Here is a 2,554-nt window from a genome sequence, read left to right on the forward strand (position 1 = left end):
CTTGTCGACCTGGGTGACATCCGCCACGTTGGCCGCCGTGCCCACCACGTGATGCACCAGGCCCGACTCGGCATCGACGCCGATATGCGCCTTCAGTCGGGTAAGGCAGGAGTGTTACCACTCCTGCCTCCCCTGAGAACCGTACATGAGAGTCGCCCCTCATACGGCTCAAGCCTTCCAGCAGCCGGGTGACCGGGCTACCTGACGCTGTGCTCTCCTGCGCTCCAGGTAAAGCGTCCATGCAGGGTCGAACGGGTTCGCCGCGCTGCATATCTTGACGTGCCGTATGATCGGAACACTGGCCGCAGCAAACAGCCAGACGGGCTGGCTCATGCCATGCTTTCTTTCCTTGCAAGCAAACACCCAGTGTCGTCGCCCCACCACGCGGAAGTATCGTTGCTTTACCCAGTGAGCATTTTTCATGGCATGCCGGCGCACAGCCCAGCGCCATAGGATTCGCCAGATCTGGTGGTCGATCCATGCGAAGCGGGCGGCAGCAACGACATGGCGATGATACATGGCCCATCCCCGGATGATCGGGTTCAGGGTCCGGATCAGGTTTGCCTGTGTGGCTGCCTTGTTCCCGTTTACGACTTCCCGGACTTTCTTCAGGAGCGCTTTCACACTCTTGCGAGCTGGAGTGATCAGCAACTTGCCGGCGTACTTGCGTACGTTCTGGCCAAGAAAGTCGAAGCCTTCGGAGATATGCGTTATGTGAGTCTTCTTCGCCGAGAGCTCCAGGCCCCGCTCTTTCAGGAACGCCTCGATCGCCGGTCGTACCTGATGTTCCAAGAGAGATTTCGAAGCCCCCGTGACGATGAAGTCATCGGCATACCTTACGACATGGACCTTGAAGGGCCTTCGCCGGCGTTCTGTCGAAGCCACGCTGGTGAGAGCGGCCTGCTCCAGTCCATCCAGGGTCCAGTTCGCGAGTATCGGGGAGATGATCCCCCCTTGCGGGGTTCCCGCCTCCGTTGCGAACAAGGTTCCCTGCTCGACATACCCTGCCTGCAGCCATTTCCGCAGAATGGTCTTGTCCATGGGGACATTGGCGAGTAGCCACTCATGACTGATATTGTCAAAGCAGCCACGGATGTCTCCTTCAAGTACCCACTCTGCCGAGCTGCGTTTTGCCAGCACGGTGAAACCGTGTGCGATGGCGTCGGCCGTTGAACGTTCTGGCCGGAAACCATACGAGTTGGGATCGGCACGCGTCTCTGCCACCGGCTCGAGCGCCAGTTTCCACAGCGCTTGCATGGCCCTGTCCCGCATCGTTGGAATCCCCAGTGGGCGTTCCTTGCCGTCGCTCTTGGGTATGTAGAGGCGCCTCAGCGGCTGTGGTCGATAACCACGCTGCTTCAGCGCCGATGCTCCCTTCGATTTGGCGACCGGAGTCGACCAGATCTTGCCGTCGATCCCCGGTGTTTTCTTCCCTCGATTTTCCGTCACTCGCTTCACGGCCAATAGCTTGCCGCTGTACGAGCGAGTCAGCAGCCTCTGCAAGGCTTGCACCTTGCCCCACCTGCCTTCTCGTGTTGCCTTGGCGATACGCACCTGGAGTCGTTTCACGTCCGATTCGATCCAGCACCAGGATTGGGGCCAGTTCGGTTCGGCGTGCGAAGGTGCACCAGAACGTGGCGTCGCTGCTTGCGCACGGCGAGCTGGTCCTGTCATCTGCTTTCCTCCGTCCAACGATTGGCAAGGTTATTTCGCCATGGAAGACCTTGTGGAAGTCTGCTCGCTTTCGCGCCAGGCCATGTCTCAGCCCGTATCCACCCCGTTACAGGGCGGCCTTCGCTTTCTCCACATTCCTTTACCCGCAGCACCCTCAGCGTTCCTCGCGGTCCGCCTGCCGTGTCCGGCGATGCTACGGGCTTACCCTGTTCCGCATGGATTTCCGAATGGGTCGGACCCCTCGATTTCGCCGGCGGCACTTCGTCCACGAGGGGCTATCGGTAAGAGCCCCTGCCTGACCGCATACCTTTTGGTTCAAGCCTGTCAGCATCTTTGGCTTGGCTGTTATGACGACGTTTATAGGAGGTTCACGTGTGTTGGTCGTACCCATTCATCCCTAGCGCCTCTCCGCCTTGATGCTGGCAGATTCGGCCTTGCCTCGCGGCTCGACCTACCGACGACGTCGGTGGCTACATTGTCCCCAGAGCTTCAGACCAAGCTGTTGCCGGCTTCGCCTGTCCGGGTAGGGAACGGTTGGTGGAACAATCGGTTTCGTCGGACGCGGCCGCGAAACAGAAACCCATGCGACTTTCAGGTCGCACTGCCGAAGTAGTACTGGTTGCCCTTCTTCGTCGAGTGCATTTCCGGGTCGCGCTTGCCGTCCTTGTTCTTCGTCGAGCTCGGCGCATGGATCAGGGTGGCATCGACGAGGGTGCCCTGGCGCAGCGACAGCCCGCGCTCGCCCAGGTAGCCGTTGATCACCTCCAGCATGCCTCCGGCCAGTTCGTGCTTCTCCAGCAGGCGGCGGAAGTTGAGGATGGTCGTTTCGTCCGGGAGGCGCTCCAGACCCAGGCCGGCGAACTGGCGCAGGAGAGTGGTT

At 60.4% G+C, this 2,554-nt stretch carries 1 protein-coding gene and 2 pseudogenes; all 3 read right to left on the reverse strand.

The features are described 5' to 3' along the window. A pseudogene (locus BMY22_RS24150) lies at positions 1-96 on the reverse strand (transposase); the annotation flags it as partial. Positions 97-168: 72 nt separating this feature from the next. Continuing rightward, positions 169-1,674, reverse strand: coding sequence for a group II intron reverse transcriptase/maturase (gene ltrA, locus BMY22_RS23115; protein WP_090625662.1), 1,506 nt, complete (start codon positions 1,672-1,674; stop codon positions 169-171). Positions 1,675-2,277: 603 nt separating this feature from the next. Further along, positions 2,278-2,554: pseudogene (locus BMY22_RS23120) on the reverse strand (IS5/IS1182 family transposase); the annotation flags it as partial.

Origin of the sequence: Azotobacter beijerinckii (assembly GCF_900110885.1) — a bacterium.
Classification (GTDB): Bacteria; Pseudomonadota; Gammaproteobacteria; order Pseudomonadales; family Pseudomonadaceae; genus Azotobacter; species Azotobacter beijerinckii.